Raw genomic sequence first — 19,799 nt, 5'->3', positions numbered from 1 at the left:
ATTTTAGATATGAAAATATAATTAATTTGATGAAATTTCGTTCCAAATTGTTGAAAGCAATGGGAATACTAGTATAATAACAAGGAGAGCGTATTGGAAAGGGAAGAAGTATAGTATGCAAAAAATTAAAATTGTAACAGATTCAACGGCAGATTTATCACAAGACGTAATCGAAAAGTATGACATTCATGTTTTACCATTATCAATCTCTGTAAATGGACAAACATATTTAGATCGCGTTGATTTACAACCTGACGAATTTATTGAAGAAATGATTAAATCAGAGGAATTACCAAAAACATCACAACCAGCTATGGGTACATTTGTAGAAATGTATGACAAGCTAGGGGAAGATGGAAGCGAAGTCCTTTCTATCCATATGACAAGTGGAATGAGCGGTACTGTAGCAACTGCAAATAGCGCTGCATCAATGACTGATACAAAAGTAACAGTTGTTGATTCTCAATTTATTACACATGCTTTAGCATATCAAGTAATTGAAGCTGCCAAAATGGCAAATGACGGACGCTCACTAGAAGAAATTTTAAAACGTGTAGATGAAGTAAGAAAGAATACTCGTTTATATGTAGTAGTGGATACATTAGAAAACTTAGTGAAGGGTGGACGTATCGGTAAAGGAAAAGCGTTTATCGGTTCGCTACTTAATATAAAGCCGATTGCTAGTCTTGAAGACGGTGTTTATAATCCTGTAACGAAAGTTCGTAGCCAAGGCCAAATTGTAAAAACATTAGCTAAGTTATTTGAGCAAGATACGGCTGGAAAAGTCGTAAAAGCTGTTGCAATTCCGCATGCGAAAGCAATTCCTTTAGCTGAAAGTATGAAAGCGGCGGTTGAAAAAGTGAGTGGATTTGCTCAATCAGAAATTTTCTATACAACGCCTATTATTAGTACTCATACAGGTCCGGGCGCAATCGGATTTATGTATTTAGCAGAGTAATAAAAAAGCTACTTGAAAATATATTTCAAGTAGCTTTTTTATGTAAATAGAAAGTAAGAAATAAGAAGAGCTACACAGGCACTACCGCTAATGATATAGCGAGTCTGTAAATATTCATTCATAGAAAACACCCTTTATCCCGCTATTTGCGGACAGTAAAACTCTCTACCTCAAATTTAGCTGGAGCAAAGAGGTTAGGTAGCGGGCTGCCCGTAAAAGCTTGATTGGTGAAGGCAAATAATCAGTGGGGATGAAGAAATCCCACTAATTAAAGTTTCACTATAGGATTTTCTATATTATATGTTGGATATAGAAAATCAGTCATTACGTTACACATGTAAAGTTTCAATTTTTTCGTTTATTTGCTTATCATTTGTTGCGTTACTATAAATAAAAGTTTGACCTAAAAAGAGTACATGCAGTTGTTCCCACGGTAACATGCGCAAATTCCAATTATTTCGAAGTCTAGTTATTGCTTCACGAGGTGTTTCATCGGCGAGTGCAAAAGCTCCGTAATGCATTGGTATAAAATGTGTAGCGTTTAAATCTAAATAAGCTTGCACGGCCTCTTCAGGTGAAACATGAGATACTTTCATAAACCATTCTGGTTCATAAGCGCCAATGGGCATAAGAGCAATATCAATTAAAAAGCGTTCACCAATTTCTTTGAAACCTTGGAAATAGCCACTGTCGCCACAAAAATATATGGTTTCCATAGTCGTTTCATTATCAATAATCCATCCGCCCCAGTGAGACGTATTCATATCAAATAAGAATCTTCTCGTCCAGTGCTGAGCAGGTACGAAGTGAAAAGAAACTTCGTTAATTATCGTACTTTCCCACCATTTATACTCTTCTACATGTTTAAATTTCTTACGAGTAAATAATTTTTTTAATCCAATAGGTACAAGATATAGAACATCATCATTCAACTGACGAAGAGTTGAAAAATCTAAATGATCATAATGACCATGTGAAATAAGGACAATATCAATTTTAGGTAGTGCTTCTATAGAGAGTCCAGGTTCTGTAAGTCTTGGAACTAGCTTTAATTTATTAGCCCATACTGGATCTGTTAATATATTAAGTCCATTCGTTTGGATAAGAAAAGTGGAATGCCCAATCCATGTGATAGTCGTTTTTTCAACATTACTTTGCAAAAATGCACTTTGTTTAACGGGTGATTGTTCTACTAAGAAAGAAAAATCTTTTTTGTTTTGCTTTCGTTCTTTACGCCAGCGTAAAAAAGAGCGAATTGATTTTTTTGTACTAACATTATCCATATTTTCATAGCGCTTTGCCATGAACATCACCTCATTTAAAATCGTTGTATTTGTATTGTACCGAAATGTTGTTAAGGAATACAGTGTAAAACATGGATTAATGTTTAAGGAATTGTTAAAAAATAGGGAGAGGTATTTACAAAAGTAACAATGAAATTAGTTTTATCACTTTTATTTAGAGAAATAATAGTAAAAAAATATATTTTGTCTAGTAATTCGCTTGAAATAAAGAAGTAACATACGTAAATTCGTACGATTTCGTGAACAAATGTAGTAAACAATTTTCTCGTAGTGTTAACTTTTGTTATTATAAACATAACCTATTTAAATTTAGGATAGAGAAAAGAGGTTTATAAATGAAGCGTTATCAAAAAATAATTGGTCTTATGGTTGTATTTTGTCTCTTTGTACTTGCTGGATGTAGTGAATCAGGTTCAAAGCTTCGTAAACCATTAAATTGGGATTTAGAAACCTTCCAATTTACAAATCAAGATGGAAAGAAATTTGGTACAAAAGATTTAAAAGGGAAAGTTTGGGTTGCAGATTTTATGTTCACAAATTGTCAGACAGTTTGTCCACCAATGACTGCAAATATGGCCAAGCTTCAAAAGATGGCAAAAGAAGAGAAATTAGACGTTCAGTTTGTTTCATTTAGTGTAGATCCAGACCTTGATAAGCCAGGAAATCTGAAAGCTTTTATTCAAAAGTTTACAGAGGATACTAGTAACTGGAATTTATTAACGGGGTATTCGTTAGAAGATATTACAAAGTTTTCAAAAGATAATTTCCAATCACTTGTAGATAAGCCGGAGAACGGTCAGGTCATGCATGGTACATCATTTTATTTAATTGATCAAAACGGAAAAGTAATGAAAAAGTATAGTGGCATTAGTAATACGCCATACGAAGACATTATACGTGATATGAAGCGATTAGTGGGTTAAAAATAAGGGTGCATAGCACCCTTATTTTTTTTGTATTAGTCTATCGATAAAATGTCATGTTGCTGGGGAAGTTTCGGCGCACGAATTTCTAATACGCCGTTTTGATAAGAAGCTTTTGCCGCTTTTTTATTAATTGAATACGGCAATTTAATCAATCTTGATGCTTCTGAAATGGAACGTTCTCGGCGATAATAGTTATGGGATGTTTGTTCTTCTTCCTCTTCAAGTATCTCTTCTTTTACAGAGACTTTTAAGTATTCACTTTGTATTTCAATTTGGATTTGTTCTTTTTGTATACCTGGTAGTTCAGCTGTAACAACGAGTTCTTCACCAACTTCATATAAATCTACAGGGAATGTTAATAAACGGTTTCCTTTTTGGAAAAAATGATTTAAATCAGCGATTACATTGCGAAGAGGTGTTTGCTCGAAGAAATCATCAATTTGCTTTAAGTAATTACGAACCGGTGGGCGAGAAGAATCTTTTTTTTCTTCACTCATGGTATTCCCTCCTAGAAATCAATTTGCAATATCATATGACAAAAGCGGAGAAAGGTGAGTGCCTAGTTTTCATGTTTTCATAAAAAATTGTTAAAAATGTGAAATGGAGTGATTTTTTTATAGTTTTTGGTCGCCATATTCAGTTGATTATGCTAGTATAAATAGGGTTGATATAGTAGTATAGAGACAGAATGAAAACTGAAAGAGGGTAAGAAGTATGTGTGGTTTTGTAGGATGTTTATGTGAAAACCCTAGAGAGTTTTCAGAAACAGAAAAACATCAATTTGAAAATATGAACACGATGATTTTCCACCGTGGTCCAGATGACGAAGGATATTTTCGTGATGAACATGTACAATTTGGCTTCCGCCGTTTAAGCATCATTGACTTAGAGGCAGGACATCAGCCGCTAACTTATGAAAATGATCGATATGTAATTATTTTTAATGGTGAAATTTACAACTATGTAGAATTACGTGAAATGTTACTTGAAAAAGGTGCAACGTTTGCAACGCAATCTGATACAGAAGTTATCATTGCATTGTATGCACATATGAAAGAAAAATGTGTAGACTACCTTCGTGGTATGTTTGCATTTATGATTTGGGATCGTGAGGAAAAGAAACTTTTCGGTGCACGTGACCACTTCGGTATTAAACCTTTATACATTGCACAACAAGGTGATACTACATTCTTCGCATCTGAGAAGAAAAGTATTATGCATGTGATGGAAGATAAAGGCGTTAATCCAACGTCACTACAACATTATTTTACGTACCAATATGGTCCAGAGCCAGAAACGTTAACAATTGATGTTAATAAAATCGAGCCTGGTCATTATTTCGTAAAAGAAATCGGTAAAGAGATGGAAATCCATCGCTACTGGAAACCTTATTTCAACGCTTCAAGTGCAACGAAAGAGGAGCATATCCAAGCAATTCGTGATGTGTTATATGATTCAGTAAAAGTGCATATGCGTAGTGATGTACCAGTAGGTTCATTCTTATCTGGTGGTATCGATTCATCTATCATCGCTTCTATCGCAAGAGAAATGAATCCAAATCTTTTAACATTCTCTGTTGGTTTTGAGCAACGTGGTTTCAGTGAAGTTGATGTTGCGAAAGAAACTGCTGAGAAATTAGGCGTTAAAAACCATAACGTATTCATTTCAGCGAAAGAATTTATGGATGAGTTTCCAAAAATCATTTGGCATATGGATGATCCTTTAGCTGATCCAGCAGCTGTGCCATTGTACTTCGTTGCGAAAGAAGCACGTAAACATGTAACAGTTGTTCTTTCTGGTGAAGGCGCAGACGAGCTATTTGGTGGTTATAACATTTACCGTGAGCCAAACTCACTAAAAATGTTCTCTTACATTCCTAGCCCAGGTAAGAGCGTTCTAAAAGCATTAAGTGGTGCTCTTAAAGAAGGATTTAAAGGTAAGAGCTTCCTAGAGCGTGGATGTACACCAATTGAAGAGCGTTACTATGGAAATGCTAAAATCTTCCGTGAAGAAGAAAAAGCTGAATTAATGAAGTATTACAATGAAAGTGTTAACTATATGGATATCACGAAACCATTGTATAACGAGATTAAAGATTATGATGATGTAAGTAAAATGCAGTACATTGACATGTTCACATGGCTACGCGGTGACATTTTATTAAAAGCTGATAAAATGACAATGGCAAACTCATTAGAACTTCGTGTACCGTTCTTAGATAAAGAAGTATTCGATGTTGCATCTAAAATTCCAACTGAATTTAAGATTGCTAACGGAACTACGAAAGCTATTTTACGTGAAGCAGCACGCGGAATCGTTCCAGATCACGTATTAGATCGTAAAAAACTTGGATTCCCAGTACCAATTCGTCACTGGTTAAAAGACGAAATGCATGATTGGGCTATAAATATTATAAACGAAAGTAAGACAGAGCATTTAATCGACAAACAGTATGTATTAAACTTACTGGAAGCACATTGTGCAGATAAAGGCGATTATAGCCGTAAAATTTGGACTGTACTTGCGTTTATGGTATGGCACCAAATTTATGTTGAGCATAAATACGATACGAATAAGTTCCATGAAGAAACAAAACGTGCGTATAGCTTAGTTTAATTAGAAAAACCTTAAGATCGCATACGGTCTTAAGGTTTTTTTCATAAATAGGAAGTATTATTGATACAATAATAGTAAAAGGATGGACAACATATGATTACGTTTGAGAAAGTTACTGTAGAAAATGAAAGCGTTGTTAAAGAAATGTTTAAATCGCATAGTTTAGGTGAGAAAAAGGTACAGTACTGTGTGAAAGTTGATGATACATATATTGGTGTAATAGATTATAGTGTACAAGAGGAACGGGCTGTTTTATCACAGCTAATTATTCATTTTGATTACCAAGGTTACGGTTATGGTACAAATACGTATTTTACATTTGAAGAAATGATGAAACAAAGAAATGTGAAAGAAATAACAGTGCTACAAGAGAAATTAACAGAAAAGGCGAAGTCTTTCATAGAGAGTTTTGGTTTTGCTTCAGAAGATGAAGAGTATGTAAAGAAAATATAACGATGATTATTTATGCGATACAATAAATATAAGGCAGGTGGATGTATGACGATGACTTCTGGTCTTGTATTAATTGGAGGGTGCTTTATAGTAGCAGAATTATGTCATATAATCATTCGGAAAAGAATGAGTAAGAAAAAAAAGCCGTATGAATTACAATACATCCCTGTCTTTTTCATTATGTTTTGTATGCTTAGTACATTACAAAATTTAATGAACTTTCCACCACTTGTAAATGTTTTTTTAAAGTTTGGTTTACTTTATAGTGGTGTTGGAATAGCACTTTTATTTATTTTATTTTGCATACGTTATGTTCACTATCAATCGTATATATTTATTTTAAATTGGTTAAAGCAAGATGATAGAAACCGCCTTACATAAGGCGGTTTTTTTATTTGCAATTGTAACAGAACCTGTACATTTCACATAAAATAGGACGAGTAGAAATGCAAACATATTACAAGAAAGGGGCGGGGCAATAAAATGAAACTTGTTATAGACGCAGGGCACGGTGGATATGATTCTGGTGCTGTTGGTAATGGTTTAGTAGAAAAAAACTTAACACTTCAAATTGCTAGACGCGTTCGAGACATTTTAACGGTAAATTACCCAATTACAATTAAAATGACACGTGATAGTGATGTGTTTGTTTCTTTATCGGAACGTGCTAATATTGCTAATGCTTTCAGTGCGGATTATTTCATTTCATTTCATATTAATAGCGGCGGGGGTACAGGTTTTGAAAGTTATATTTATAATGCGTTATCCAATAGCAGCACTGCATATGCAAAGCAACAAAAAATGCATACAGCTGTCAATCCTGTATTAACAAAATATGGTCTTCGTGATCGAGGAGCAAAAAAAGAAAATTATGCGGTATTAAGAGAAACCGCAATGGATGCAATTTTAACTGAGACTGCTTTTATTGATACAGCGTTTGATGCAAATTTATTAAAAAATCCACAATTTATTGAAGATCTAAGTCAAGCGTATGCAAATGGAATAGCAGCTATTTTTGGAGTAGCTCCAAATCCACAACCTCCTAACCCACAACCGACACCTCAAACGAAGGGAATCGCTTATATTCTTGGGAAAAATGTAAATTTAAGAAATGGTCCATCAACTTCTTCCTCAGTTATTCGTCAATTAAATTCTCCAGAATCTTACGTTGTATATCAGGAAAGTAACGGATGGCTAGATTTGGGGAATGGACAATGGGTGTATAATGATCCTTCGTACATTAATTTTGTAAAGACAAGCAATAGTGATGGAAGCCCGATTGGGGTTGCATATATACAAGGGATGAATGTAAATTTAAGAAGTGGTCCATCAACTACATCTGCAGTTATCCGCCAATTAAATTCTCCAGAATCTTATTTAGTATATATAAATGAAAATGGTTGGTTAAACCTTGGTGGAAATCAGTGGGTATATAATGACCCAGCGTATATTAAATATACTCAATATTAGGAATTGAAATGATAATGCAATATGGATGCGTATCCTTGTTATGTATAACAAGGATGCGCATTTTAATAACAACATTTATTTTCATACTTATGCACTATATTTTAAAAAGAAACATTAGAAAAGCGGATAGAATCTAAAAAGTGTATATTAAAAAAGTTTTCTTATATACATTGACAATGTATGTAAGATACATTAATCTTTAAATGTTAATGATAATCGATTTCATCTAGGGAGGACATATGATACATACTAAAAAACTAATTATGTTCTGCATTATGATACTCATGGTTGTAATTGCAGGATGTAGTAAAGAAGAGAAAAAAGAAAATAATATATCGGCGAAAGCAAAAGATTCATATACGGTAAAGCATGCAATGGGTGAAACGACAGTAAATGGTACACCTAAAAAAGTTGTTGTTTTAACAAATGAAGGCGCAGAGGCTCTCCTAGCTGTGGGCGTAACGCCAGTGGGGACTACGAAACCACGTGCTGGTGATGAATGGTATCCTCATTTAGCGAAAGAGTTAAAAAACACGGAAGTTGTAGGAACTGAACGTGATATTAATTTAGAGGCTGTAATGAAGCTTAAGCCAGATTTAATTATCGGAAATAAAATGCGTCATGAAAAAATATATGATCAGCTAAAAGAAATCGCACCAACTGTTTATGCAGAAACATTACGCGGTGATTGGAAAGAAAACTTTACACTTTATACAAAAGCTGTAAATAAAGAAAAAGAAGGGCAAAAAGCTCTTGATGATTATAAAAAACGCATTGAAGGAATGAAAGAGAAGTTAGGCGATAAATTGAATTCTAAAGTTTCTATTATTCGTTTCGTGCCAGGTGATGTTCGCATTTATCAAAAAAACTCATTCTCGGGCGTTGTTTTAAATGATATTGGATTTAAACGACCACCATTACAAGATAAAGATGATTTTGCGATAAAAGGAATTACAAAAGAGCAGATTCCAAATATGGACGGAGACTACTTATTCTATTTCACGTCTGATAAAGATGCAGATAAGAATAATGAAGGAAATTCGTTAGCAAAGGAATGGACAGAAGATCCACTCTTTAAGCAACTACAGGCTTCTAAAAATAACAAAGTATTCCAAGTAGATGAGGTAATCTGGAATACAGCAGGCGGTATTAAAGCTGCGAACCTTATGTTAGATGATATTGAAAAATATTTCCTTAAATAAATGATAAAATACATCACTTTTACGAAGTGATGTATTTTTTGTTTGTGAAAATACAGAAAATTCCTTCTTTCAGGGTGTCATAAGTTGTACAATAAAATCAATCATGTGATAAAGGAGTGGGGAAGAATGAAAGCTACTCATAAAGATTGGATCTTGTTTAATGGGAGAATGATTAATACGAAGGAAGAACAGCCGATGGTCGCATTAGAAGAGCGAGGCTTCCAATTTGGTGATGGGATTTATGAAGTATTTAGACTATACGATGGCAAGCCTCATTTATTAGATTTACATTTGGAACGATTCTTTAACTCTATGGCGGAAATAAAACTAATTCCACCATTTACGAAGGAAGAATTAGTAGAAGAGTTATATCAAATGATTAAAAAAAATCAATTTCAAGAAGATGGGAATGTATATTTACAAATATCAAGAGGGGCACAACCGCGCAATCATGTATATGAATCAGATTTACAACCGACATATTTTGCAAATCTTGTTTCGTTCCCAAGACCAGTTGCTTCAATGGAGGCAGGGATTAAGGTGACAGTAGAAGAGGATATCAGGTGGAAGTTTTGCCATATAAAATCTTTAAATCTGCTTCCTAATATCATGATCAAAAACAAAATAAATGAACAAGGGTATCAAGAAGCAATATTAGTACGAGATGGTATTGTGACTGAAGGGTGTCATTCCAATTTCTTTATCGTGAAGAATAATAAGTTGATTACACATCCAGCGGATCATTTCATTTTACATGGTATTACACGTCACTACGTAATTACATTAGCGAAAGAGTTACATATCGATGTAGAGGAACGAGAGTTTTCATTACAAGAAGTATATGACGCTGAGGAGTGTTTCTTTACAGCGACGCCGCTTGAAATATTCCCAGTCGTTCAAATTGGTGATGAACAGTTCGGGGCTGGTGAAAGAGGACCAATTACGAAAAAACTACAAGCTGCATACGAAGAGAGTATTCGTTTATTTAAAGTGATAAATTAATTATGAAGAAAAAAGCTGGTATTCTTCCGGCTTTTTTTCATGATATAATTCAAGCATAGGACAAGTTTTGAAAACGCTGTAAAAAGGGGATTTAATATATGAATTATGAAGATTTTAAAGAAGTAATTCACGGAAGACGAAGTGTTAGAAAGTTTACAGATCAAGAAGTATCTACTAATGATATAAAAGAAATAATTGATTGTGCTCGTTACGCACCGAGTGATACGAATTCACAAACGTGGGAATTCGTAGTTATCATGAATCGAGAGAAGATTAAAGAAATTGAACAAATGACATGGGATGCATTACATAAACTTGCGACAAAAGCAGCAGAAAATGGAGAAGAGAAAGCAGGGAAATTACTTACACGTTCTTTCGGACCATATGCAACAGCTTTCTCGGAGGCACCAGTATTAATCGTATGTTTGGCAACACCATATGAATCAAAGTTCCGTGAAAAGATATTTGATCCAATTGCTTTTGTTCCAGATTCAGTTTGGGAAGAAGAAGGCATTAAGAGTAGCTGTTTAGCGGCACAAAACTTAATGTTAGCTGCACATGCAAAGGGACTTGGTACTTGTCCAATGACAGGGCCAGTATTGCTAGCTCAAGATGAACTGCGCCAATATTTACAAATTGAGCCTGAAAAACAAATAAATATGGTTATTTCACTCGGATTTCCGAAAGATAAACCGAAGAAACTTCCAAGAAAAGAAGTAGATGAGATTACAACGTTTGTTTTTTAATTGCTGTATAGAAAAGACATTGAACTAACAATGTCTTTTTATTTTTGAGGGTATGTAATTCATATGTTGGGCTAAAATGATAGATAAGAGGAAATTACTATTTATTTCATAAAAAAAATTAATGTTCTATTAAGGAAAGTATGATACATTAATCGTGAGCAAGATTCTATTTGTTCATGAAAGTGTTGAAAGTAGTCTCAAAATTTAAAAGTTATTTTTGTATAATAAATTATAATGAAGTTACAGGGGGGATGAATTTTGAAAAAATTCATAATCACTGGATTGTCTGTATTGTTATTAGTTGGTTGCGGTGCTCCACAGGAAAAAGAGGACGCGCAATCAAAACAGGAAGAACAAGTTGTAAACGCAAGTGATGAGAATATGGTTGTATTTCCTGAAGGAGCAATGTCAATTGGAGAAGGGAAAGTAAAAGTTATTACTCCAGATGGTACTTCTGAAAACGGCAATATACCGACTGTATTCATCAAAAAGGATACGTTAATTCAGCAAGTTGAATTAGAGCTTTCTAATTTTCAAAGTGATAAAGAAACATTCGTATTTGTAGATCAAATGTATACGGATAAACATCAAGTAACTAGTACAACGCAGACAACAGTGCAGTTAAAAGAAAAAACGCTGGAAACAGGTAGTCATACAATTACTGCAGTTCAGTATGAAAACAATGACCCGAAAGGAAAGGTTATTAGTTTTAATCAAGCAACATTTGAGACAAAACCAGCGTCTTAATATGAATAAAAAGTACATTACTCAAAAAGTAGTGTGCTTTTTTGTTTGGACTAGAGTGTGCAAGAGTGAATAACTTATTTCATTTTCTAATACGATTAAATAGGAAGTAATCACTTGTTACTACTATGACAGAGAAAGAGGTTGAAGATGTGAATCGGTGTATTCGTATCATTTTGATTAGCCTAATGATGGCAGTAATTTGGTTTACGATACAAGAGTTTATGCAAATAACGCTCAATTATCAAATTCATGACTTGTTAATAGGAGCTATTTGTTTTACCATTGTTTATCTATTATATGATAAACTCGGGCTAAGGTAAGTTTCAGAAGAAAAATGTAGGTATTTCATTTGAAATGTCGAATAGTACATACGATGTCGTAATAACAAATTTTCTATTGTTTACTGTGAAACAGAAGAAGGAGAGATAGTAATGAAACGAGCTCTTATAAATATTGATTATACATATGATTTTGTAGCTGAGAAAGGCGCTTTAACATGCGGGAAACCAGGACAGGAAATTGAGAAGGAAATTGTACATATAACGAAGCAATATATTGAAAATGGAGATTACGTTGTCTTTGCTATTGATAAACATGAAGAAAATGATGTATATCATCCAGAATCAAAGTTATTCCCGTCTCATAATATAGCTGGTACAAGTGGAAGAGATTTGTTTGGTGAATTACAAGATGTGTACGAAACATATAAAAATGCAGAGAATGTATATTACATGGATAAAACACGGTATAGTGCATTTGCTGGAACGGATTTAGAGATGAAGCTAAGAGAAAGAGGAATTGAAGAGGTTCATCTTGTAGGGGTATGTACTGATATTTGTGTTCTTCATACAGCAGTAGATGCGTATAATAAAGGGTTTAAAATTGTTGTTTATGAAAAGGCAGTTGCATCTTTTAATGCGCAAGGACATGAATTTGCACTTGGACATTTTAAGTCATGCTTACATGCAGAAGTGAAGTGAAAAAAGAGGCCTTTAAAAAAGGTCTCTTTTATTTGTCCTTGTTTATTGAAAACAGCTACCGCAACGCCTAATAAATTGAGTGGTCTTGATCCGACAACTTTTCTAAGTTCTTCAATATATCCCATTGTATGTAACCTCCGTAAGAAAAAATAAGAGCAAATAAACTATTCGTTATTATGTAAATATATTCCTCTTTATAAGGGGAGAGAAGACATATAACTTATTTGTGTTATTTGGTAAAATATACATCAAAAAAGGTCAAACAAAACCTTTGACCTTTTTTGACCAAATGTTATAATAAAGGCAGAAAGAGATAATCTTTCATTCATAAATAATAAGGAGGAAAAAATATGCGTAATTTATTTCCAGAGATAACAAAACGTCAAAATGGTATTTTTGATTTTGGGCCTTCTTTATTAGAAGGGATGACAGATGCTTTCTTTAAGCCACTGAACATGGATACTTTTAAAGTAGATGTTCATGAGCAATCTGATAAATATACTGTGAAAGCAGATTTACCAGGTTTTCAAAAAGAAAACATTCAAGTTGATTTTGAACAAGATGTATTAACGATTCAAGCAACTAACCATAATGAAGTAGAAGAAAAAAATGAGAATGGCACATATATTCGTAAAGAACGTTCTATAGGTTCTGTAACTCGACGCTTTAGTTTTAAACAAGTTGAGGAAGAAAATGTTAGAGCAAATTATAAAGATGGCGTACTGACAATAGAATTACCAAAACTGAAAGAAGAAAAAAACAGTAAGACAACAATTAACATCGAATAAAAGAGCTGATGATTTCAGCTCTTTTTTGTACTTAGTTAATAAATTAATTGAAATCGTAATGAGTAGAATAAAGTTGTAATATTAAAAAATCACTATTAGCTCCCTTTAGATTATTAAAAAGGGTATATTTAAAGGGACAGGAAAAAGAACAGCTAGACATACTGTTTAAAGTGAATTAGTAATAGAGTCAAAATACATAGTAAGGGTAGTGGCATTTAAGATTAGGATAATAGATTTTTCTGGAACAAACTTAGGCGATTATGAATTTTTTAATTAGTAAGGAAGTGGTTAAATGAGCTTATTAACGTATACGGAAGAATTTTTTAATTATGTACGAGAGTTTTTACTTTTAAGATTTTTACTATTTGCTTTAGTTTTAATCATTATTTCTTTTGTAATAAACCGTATTATTGATTGGTTTTTTAGGAAATCAAGCTTTTTTGATGAAGAGGTAGAGCAGACAATTCAAAGTGTAATTCGATCTATTTTTAGATATATCATTATCATCAGTCTTATCATATATTTAATTAGCCAATTTGTAGATATAAAAAGTATTATTGCAGGTGCAGGGATAGCTGGAGTTGTCATCGGTTTTGCTGCACAACAGATGCTAAAAGATGTTATATTAGGCTTTGCAAGATTAGCGGACAAAGAGTTTCGGGTTGGTGATTTTGTAACTTTTAACGGAACAAATTCAGGAACTATTGAAGAGATTAGTATTCGTTTTATGCAAATTCGTGAATGGTCAGGAAAACTACTTACCATCCCGCACGGAGAGATTAGAACGATACAAAATTTTAATAAAGGATGGATGCGTGTAATTGAACGCATCACGGTAAGTTATCAGGAAGATCCAACAAGAGTGAAGGAATTGTTAGAAGAAGTATGTGTTATATGCAATGAAAAATTGAATCAAACTCTTTATAGAGTAGAGGATGAGGCTGTTGAACCATTTAAATACGTCGGTGTTACAGACTTAAATCCTAACTTGAAATATGTTGGCTATGAATTTTGTATTACAGGTTTAATAAAGCCAGAAGATTATTTTGAAACTTCTAGACAAGTAAGATTTGAATTAATGTCTATGTTCCATAAAAATCAAGTGCAAATGCCAGCAGCGAATATGGTTGTTACTACTGAAGGTTTACAGCATATCCATGGTGGACAATCTTTATCGGACAGCTAAAGTAGAATCGTTTGTTAACAAAAATTCTGCTTCCAACATTGGATAGAATAACAATAATAAAATGATTGATATAAAGAAAGGGCTGAAGGAATTCGGTTCTTTTTTTATTTATAGAATTTAGAAATTTCTTAATGTTATAATTGTAGTTGGTGATGAGAATGAACTTTGAAGAAAAAGAGATGCGTCGTTTAGAAGCATTAAAAGAAATTGCTGAATTATTAAATGAAGCAACAAACTTACAGGATATGTTAGAAAAAGTGTTGCATACATTGTTACAAGTAATGAATTTACAAACAGGGTGGATATTCTTTATTGATGAAAGTGGAAAGCACAGTATGCTTGTAGACGAAAATTTACCAGAGGCTCTTACGTGGCAAAAGAAGAAGCCGATGTGTGAAGGAAACTGTTGGTGTGTAGAACGTTTTGTGAATGGGAGATTGGAAAAAGCGACTAATATTATTGAATGTAAGCGAATAGAAGATGCAATTGAATGTAATTGGGGAGAGACAGAAGATGTTACACATCATGCGACAATTCCGCTTAGGTCTGGATCAGAAAAATTTGGTCTACTAAATGTGGCTGCACCTCATAAGACTCATTTTTCTGAGGAAGAGTTAGCATTATTAGAATCAATTGCATTTCAAATTGGAACGACAATACAACGTATTCAATTAGTTGAGAAAGAACGTAAATATGTAGTGGTAGCGGAAAGAAATCGACTTGCACGTGATTTACATGATTCAGTAAAACAATTGTTATTTTCTATTATGCTAACAGCGAAAGGTACTCTGAATATGACGCAAGATAGAGAATTGCAAGAGATGTTAAGTTATATTGGGGAATTATCACAAGAAGCATTACAAGAAATGACGCTATTAATTTGGCAATTAAGACCTGAAGGATTGGAGAAAGGATTAGCAGAAGCAATTCAAAATTACGGGAAGTTATTAGGAGTTCAAGTGGAAGTTCGAATTGATGGGATGGTTTCAATTGGGGATGAAATAGAAGAAGTTTTATGGCGTATTAGCCAAGAGGCGCTACATAATTGTAAAAAGCATGCTTCGTGTGAAAAGGTACATATTCTTTTGAAAATAGAAAATAACCAGTTACATTTTTACATAGAAGACAATGGAATAGGATTTATACAAGAACAAGTAAGGGAATCAGCACTTGGCCTGAAAAGTATGAAGGAACGTATTCAGTTAATGAAGGGATCGTTTCAAATTATAACAGAGCTGAAAAAGGGTACAAAAATAGAAATTCAATTGCCGATTTGAAGGGGAGAATAAGGTTGAAGATTAAACTGCTACTAGTTGAGGATCATCATATCGTTCGAAGAGGACTTGTATTCTTTTTGAAAACGAGAGAAGAATTTGAAATTATTGGGGAAGCGGAAAATGGCGAAGAGGCATTACATTTCGTGCAAAAAGAAAGACCAGATGTCGTACTAATGGATGTATCGATGCCGAAAATGGATGGAATTGAGGCAACAAAACGTCTAAAGCAATATGATGAGACAATAAAGGTACTTATATTAAGTAGTTTTTCAGAGCAAGATTATGTTATACCAGCACTTGAAGCTGGAGCAGATGGTTATCAATTAAAAGAAGTACAACCTGAGCAACTTGTCGCTTCTATTATTGCAGTACATCAAGGAAATGCGAATTTTCACCCGAAAGTAACACCTGCATTAATGGGGCGTTCTGCAGTAAAGAAGGAAGTAGAAAATCCTTTTTCAATGTTAACGAAAAGAGAGCAAGAGGTACTTCGCGAAATTGCGAAAGGAAGAAGCAACAAGGAGATTGCAGCAGAACTTCATATTACAGAACAAACTGTGAAAACACACGTTTCAAACGTTTTAGCTAAATTGGAAGTGGATGATCGTACGCAAGCCGCATTATACGCAGTGAAACATGGAGAGAATTATTCATAAGCATGAATAATTCTGTTATATCGTATGACAGAATACATAGGAGCAATTAAAAATTATAGTAATCCCTAATATAGGTTTTTCTTCTTTCGATAATTAGGTACAATAAAGTGAAACTCTAATCAGTGGAGGACCATCCCCACTGATGATTAGTTCAACTAATCGGTTTTTACAGGATAAAGCTACGATGGAAGGGGAGGATATGCTATGCCTGGTACAAGAAGTGGGATTGGAAAGATTCAGGCTTCGTTAAATGGTTTATCACCGAAATTGCGAAGTATTGCCGAACATATTTTGAAACATCCACAAGATGTTGTACATAAATCTATTACAGAATTAGCTGAAGTTACGAATAGTTCCGAAGCTACGATATTCCGCTTATGTAAAAACCTTGGTTTGCAAGGTTTTCAAGATTTAAAGATTACATTAGCTCGTGAAATTGTACATACACCGATGCAAAATATCCATGAAGAGGTATCAGCAGAAGATAGTATGGTAACTGTTGCTAAAAAAGTTTTTCATTCGCATATTACAGGACTGCAAGATACTTTACATTTGCTTAATGAAACGGCACTTGAGCAGGCTGTACGAGCCTTACAAGAAGCAAGTCGAATTGAGTTTTATGGAAATGGTGGCTCTGGTATTATTGCAATGGATGCGTATCATAAGTTTATGAGAACGGGTATTTCTTGTATCGCTCATACTGATTCGCATTTTCAAATTATGGGGGCAGGTTTACTCTCGGAAAATTCAGTTGTTATTGGTATTTCTCATTCTGGTAGCAATAAAGGATTACTTGAAGCGTTAGAAGTAGCGAAAGCAAGAGGAGCCAAAATTATTGCGATTACGAGCTATAAGAAATCAGCATTAAGTCAACTTGCTGATATAACGTTATATACATCAACACGTGAGACTGAATTCCGCACAGAAGCAAGTTCATCACGATTAGCACAGTTAAGCTTATTAGATACTTTGTATGTAGGGTTGTCGTTGCAGCGACAAGAGGAAACTCTAAAAAATTTACAAAGTATACGTGAAACGATTTCGATGAAGCGAATATAAAAAAAGCTCTTCAAATGAAGAGCTTTCAGACTGTAGACAAACTATTTTTGGAGAGTTCAAATGCTAAAAATAGTTTGTTTCTTATTTTAGGGATAATTTATCCAATGGAATTTATATGTAGTGCTTTCTATACTATAATTTACTATAAGTGAGGAAGGTGTCTTATGAAAATATCTGTTTATGTTGCAAGTGCATTTAGCAAGGATCATAAAGGCGGAAATAAAGCAGGAGTGGTATTTATTGAGAATATATTGACCACTACTCAAAAAATGGAAATAGCCAAACAACTGGGCTATGCGGAAACCGCATTTATATCAGAATCTGAAATTGCTGATTATAAATTTGAGTATTTTACACCAAAAGAAGAAGTTGATTTATGTGGTCATGCCACAATTGGCTCTTTCGCGATACTGATGCATTTAAATAAACTTTTCAGGAATCGCTATACGATTGAAACGAACAGCGGTGTTCTTACTATTACTATAAAAGATGACATCATATTCATGGAACAAAATAAACCGATATTCTATGATGTTGTATCTCCAAACGAGTTCATCGACTGTTTTGATAGTAAAGATATAGAAAATAAATACCCAATTCAAATTGTCTCCACGGGCTTAAAAGATATTTTAATTCCTATAAAAAGCGAAACACAATTACATGCACTGCAACCTAATTTTGAAAAAATTAAAGAAATCAGCAAGTATTATAATGTTGTCGGGATGCATCTATATACTTTTAATGACAATCGAATTATATGCAGAAATTTTGCTCCGCTATACGACATCAATGAAGAAGCAGCGACTGGAACTTCGAACGGTGCATTAGCTTGCTACCTTTATGAACAGGACTACTTGAAAAAAGAAGTCTATGTATTTGAACAAGGTTATTCTTTACACTCGCCTTCTGAAATATTAGTTAAATTAGCAACCAATAGCAAAAATAAAATAGAAAAAGTTTATGTTGGTGGCAAAGGATATTACTGTGAAACTAAGTGTTTACATGTAGAAAATATTGAGTGAAGAGCTTTTTTATCGGTGAGAAGTTTGTTAATTTATTTTGTTTTAGAAATATGTGACTTACTTATAGTCAATGATAAACTCTCATTTTTAAAAATTTAAAATAAAGACCGATTTGTGTAATAATTCAAATATTGTTCATAATTTCACAAGTTGTTTATGAAATGTCATGTTATGATGAAGATGTAATGATGATTGAACACTTAAATTTGGTAGAATAACTAGCCAAAGTAGTGAAGAAAGTAGTTGTGAGATAAACTCATTAAAATGCTAAAACACTAAAGGGGAGATCACATATGAAAGCAGTAGTGGTTAATAAAAACAGCAAAGCAAACATCGAAGTGATTGACAAAGAATTACGTCCGTTACACTCAGGTGAAGCGTTAGTAGATGTAGAGTATTGTGGAGTTTGCCACACTGATTTACACGTTGCGAATCATGATTTTGGTAACACTGATGGCCGTATTCTTGGCCATGAGGGTGTAGGTATTGTTACGAAAATAGCTGATGATGTTACTTCACTAAAGATAGGTGACCGTGTAAGTATTGCATGGATGTTCCAATCTTGTGGACGTTGTGAATATTGCGTAACTGGTAGAGAAACATTTTGCCGTGAAGTTAAAAACGCTGGTTATTCAGTGGATGGTGGTATGGCTGAACAATGTATCGTTACAGCTGATTATGCGGTAAAAGTACCAGAAGGATTAGATCCTGCTCAAGCATCATCAATTACTTGTGCTGGTGTAACTACATATAAAGCTATTAAAGTATCAGATATTAAACCTAGTCAACCTATTGTAATCTATGGCTGCGGTGGATTAGGTAACTTAGCTATCCAATATGCTAAAAATGTATTTGGTGCAAAGGTAATCGCAGTAGATATTAATGACGACAAATTAGCCTTAGCGAAAGAAGTTGGTGCTGATATGACTATCAATCCAATTTCTCAAGGTCCTGCTGATAAAATTGTGCAAGAGGAGTTTGGTGGCGCTTATGCTGCGGTAGTAACAGCAGTCTCTAAAGTAGCCTTTAACTCAGCAGTTGATGCAGTACGTGCTTGCGGTAAAGTAGTTGCAGTAGGGCTACCAGTAGAAACAATGGACTTAAACATCCCACGACTTGTACTGGATGGAATTGAAGTAGTTGGTTCTCTAGTTGGTACTCGTAAAGATTTGGAAGAGGCGTTTATGTTCGGGGCAGAAGGAAAAGTAGTGCCAGTTGTTCAAACTTGTTCTCTAGATAAAGTACAAAATGTATTCGAAGAAATGGAACAAGGTAGAATTCAAGGGCGTATGGTAATTGATTTTAAAAAACATAATTGTGATTGCAAATAATTCACTTTAAATATAAAAAGCATGAGTCTAGCAAAGGACATGTAAAAAAGTTAGACAGTATAAGAAGATGATCCCT

At 33.9% G+C, this 19,799-nt stretch carries 21 protein-coding genes; 19 read left to right on the top strand and 2 right to left on the bottom strand.

Going from position 1 to position 19,799, the window contains the following annotated elements:
- Positions 1-115 precede the first annotated feature (115 nt).
- Positions 116-958 (top strand): DegV family protein, encoded by an 843-nt coding sequence (locus tag D1166_RS05790; protein ID WP_001169470.1) that lies wholly within the window; start codon positions 116-118, stop codon positions 956-958.
- 329 nt (positions 959-1,287) lie between these two features.
- On the opposite strand, the gene D1166_RS05785 is transcribed toward D1166_RS05790, so the two are convergent.
- Positions 1,288-2,262, bottom strand: a complete 975-nt coding sequence (locus D1166_RS05785) for an MBL fold metallo-hydrolase (RefSeq protein WP_001129628.1) — start codon at positions 2,260-2,262, stop codon at positions 1,288-1,290.
- Positions 2,263-2,597: 335 nt separating this feature from the next.
- On the opposite strand from D1166_RS05785, the gene D1166_RS05780 reads away from it, so the two are divergent.
- Positions 2,598-3,185: an SCO family protein gene (locus tag D1166_RS05780; RefSeq protein WP_097856185.1), complete on the top strand. Its 588-nt coding sequence runs from the start codon at positions 2,598-2,600 to the stop codon at positions 3,183-3,185.
- Between the two features lie 35 nt (positions 3,186-3,220).
- Here D1166_RS05780 and D1166_RS05775 read toward each other — a convergent pair whose 3' ends face one another.
- A complete protein-coding gene (locus D1166_RS05775; protein ID WP_001288085.1) occupies positions 3,221-3,685 on the bottom strand; it encodes an Hsp20/alpha crystallin family protein in 465 nt (154 codons plus the stop codon).
- A 217-nt stretch (positions 3,686-3,902) separates the two neighbouring features.
- Between D1166_RS05775 and asnB the strand changes: the two genes are divergently transcribed.
- The 17 genes from asnB (at position 3,903) to adhP (ending at position 19,723) form a co-directional block, all read left to right on the top strand.
- Complete coding sequence (gene asnB, locus D1166_RS05770) at positions 3,903-5,804, top strand: asparagine synthase (glutamine-hydrolyzing) (protein ID WP_000333816.1); 1,902 nt, start codon at positions 3,903-3,905, stop codon at positions 5,802-5,804.
- Between the two features lie 93 nt (positions 5,805-5,897).
- Positions 5,898-6,257, top strand: coding sequence for a GNAT family N-acetyltransferase (locus tag D1166_RS05765; protein ID WP_000627525.1), 360 nt, complete (start codon positions 5,898-5,900; stop codon positions 6,255-6,257).
- Between the two features lie 51 nt (positions 6,258-6,308).
- A complete protein-coding gene (locus D1166_RS05760; RefSeq protein ID WP_000200459.1) occupies positions 6,309-6,638 on the top strand; it encodes a hypothetical protein in 330 nt (109 codons plus the stop codon).
- A gap of 102 nt (positions 6,639-6,740) precedes the next feature.
- Positions 6,741-7,727 (top strand): N-acetylmuramoyl-L-alanine amidase, encoded by a 987-nt coding sequence (locus tag D1166_RS05755; protein WP_030025528.1) that lies wholly within the window; start codon positions 6,741-6,743, stop codon positions 7,725-7,727.
- 239 nt (positions 7,728-7,966) lie between these two features.
- Positions 7,967-8,929 (top strand): ABC transporter substrate-binding protein, encoded by a 963-nt coding sequence (locus tag D1166_RS05750; protein WP_000581989.1) that lies wholly within the window; start codon positions 7,967-7,969, stop codon positions 8,927-8,929.
- 126 nt (positions 8,930-9,055) lie between these two features.
- Positions 9,056-9,931 carry a D-amino-acid transaminase gene (gene dat / locus D1166_RS05745; RefSeq protein WP_097856184.1) on the top strand — a complete coding sequence of 292 codons (876 nt, stop codon included), beginning with the start codon at positions 9,056-9,058 and terminating at the stop codon, positions 9,929-9,931.
- Between the two features lie 98 nt (positions 9,932-10,029).
- A complete protein-coding gene (locus D1166_RS05740) occupies positions 10,030-10,677 on the top strand; it encodes a nitroreductase family protein (protein WP_001105291.1) in 648 nt (215 codons plus the stop codon).
- 258 nt (positions 10,678-10,935) lie between these two features.
- Complete coding sequence (locus D1166_RS05735; RefSeq protein ID WP_000713496.1) at positions 10,936-11,424, top strand: putative periplasmic lipoprotein; 489 nt, start codon at positions 10,936-10,938, stop codon at positions 11,422-11,424.
- 125 nt (positions 11,425-11,549) lie between these two features.
- On the top strand, positions 11,550-11,744 hold the full coding sequence (locus D1166_RS32125) for a hypothetical protein (protein WP_000136531.1): 195 nt from the start codon (positions 11,550-11,552) through the stop codon (positions 11,742-11,744).
- Positions 11,745-11,855: 111 nt separating this feature from the next.
- Positions 11,856-12,404: a cysteine hydrolase family protein gene (locus tag D1166_RS05725; protein WP_000816767.1), complete on the top strand. Its 549-nt coding sequence runs from the start codon at positions 11,856-11,858 to the stop codon at positions 12,402-12,404.
- A 350-nt stretch (positions 12,405-12,754) separates the two neighbouring features.
- Positions 12,755-13,192 (top strand): Hsp20/alpha crystallin family protein, encoded by a 438-nt coding sequence (locus D1166_RS05715; RefSeq protein ID WP_001245052.1) that lies wholly within the window; start codon positions 12,755-12,757, stop codon positions 13,190-13,192.
- Between the two features lie 292 nt (positions 13,193-13,484).
- The gene (locus D1166_RS05710; RefSeq protein WP_000055434.1) at positions 13,485-14,378 is read left to right on the top strand and encodes a mechanosensitive ion channel family protein; all 894 of its coding nucleotides are present in this window, start codon (positions 13,485-13,487) and stop codon (positions 14,376-14,378) included.
- Positions 14,379-14,536: 158 nt separating this feature from the next.
- Entirely contained in the window at positions 14,537-15,655 is a 1,119-nt protein-coding gene (gene casK, locus D1166_RS05705) for a two-component system sensor histidine kinase CasK (protein WP_001008465.1), read from the top strand.
- 14 nt (positions 15,656-15,669) lie between these two features.
- Complete coding sequence (gene casR, locus D1166_RS05700) at positions 15,670-16,311, top strand: two-component system response regulator CasR (RefSeq protein WP_000694629.1); 642 nt, start codon at positions 15,670-15,672, stop codon at positions 16,309-16,311.
- Positions 16,312-16,515: 204 nt separating this feature from the next.
- Positions 16,516-17,370, top strand: coding sequence for a MurR/RpiR family transcriptional regulator (locus tag D1166_RS05695; protein ID WP_001119646.1), 855 nt, complete (start codon positions 16,516-16,518; stop codon positions 17,368-17,370).
- 164 nt (positions 17,371-17,534) lie between these two features.
- Positions 17,535-18,392 (top strand): PhzF family phenazine biosynthesis protein, encoded by an 858-nt coding sequence (locus D1166_RS05690; protein ID WP_097856181.1) that lies wholly within the window; start codon positions 17,535-17,537, stop codon positions 18,390-18,392.
- Positions 18,393-18,685: 293 nt separating this feature from the next.
- Positions 18,686-19,723, top strand: coding sequence for an alcohol dehydrogenase AdhP (gene adhP / locus D1166_RS05685; protein WP_000649109.1), 1,038 nt, complete (start codon positions 18,686-18,688; stop codon positions 19,721-19,723).
- Positions 19,724-19,799 lie beyond the last annotated feature (76 nt).

The sequence above is a fragment of the Bacillus sp. ISO11 genome (genome assembly GCF_003458115.1).
In the GTDB taxonomy this organism is placed as follows: domain Bacteria; phylum Bacillota; class Bacilli; order Bacillales; family Bacillaceae_G; genus Bacillus_A; species Bacillus_A cereus.
Note: the sequence above shows the minus strand (reverse complement) of the source record. Positions and strands in the feature narration are given on the sequence as shown.